1 pseudogene is annotated in these 517 nt (G+C 45.8%); it reads right to left on the bottom strand.

The window, feature by feature from the left end:
- Positions 1 to 14 precede the first annotated feature (14 nt).
- Positions 15 to 517, bottom strand: a pseudogene (locus AC23N5_RS31450) (IS1595-like element ISBbi1 family transposase); the annotation flags it as partial.

Here is a 517-nt window from a genome sequence, read left to right on the forward strand (position 1 = left end):
TTCTGATTATCCGTTTATGCACCTGTTATATTCGCAATTACTAGTCTGTCAAAGAGTTTGTCTCCAAAATACCGTCTGTTTAATTTGTAAATAAACTCGTTGAGATACAACTGTAAGTATTTCCTTTTGATTTTATGGTAGTTGCCCAGCAATGTCCGTTTTGCATTACTGATTGCGATATGCACCCATTTGAGTGTTTCCTTGGTGGTTTTGGCGTCTGATTTCTCGGTGACGTGCAATTCCACCAGATCGGAGATGTCAACGTAAGAAGTGCTTTTGTCCGAAAATACGATGGCATCATCCTCCATGCAGTCCCTGACCACGCCGTTGATTCCTTCACTTTGATGGCTATCCAGTACCCTGGCCTTGAAATAACGCACATGCTTCTCCTTTTTGCCCGTTTCGATATCTTCCAACGGGGTGCTTTCGGCCATCACCGCAACGTTCTGCTTTCCCTCGGCTCCCCGGCCACGTGTACCCTTGCCTCGCTCGATTTCCTTACTGGCCACCGAAAAGT

The sequence above is a fragment of the Runella sp. R5_40 genome (assembly GCF_057652295.1).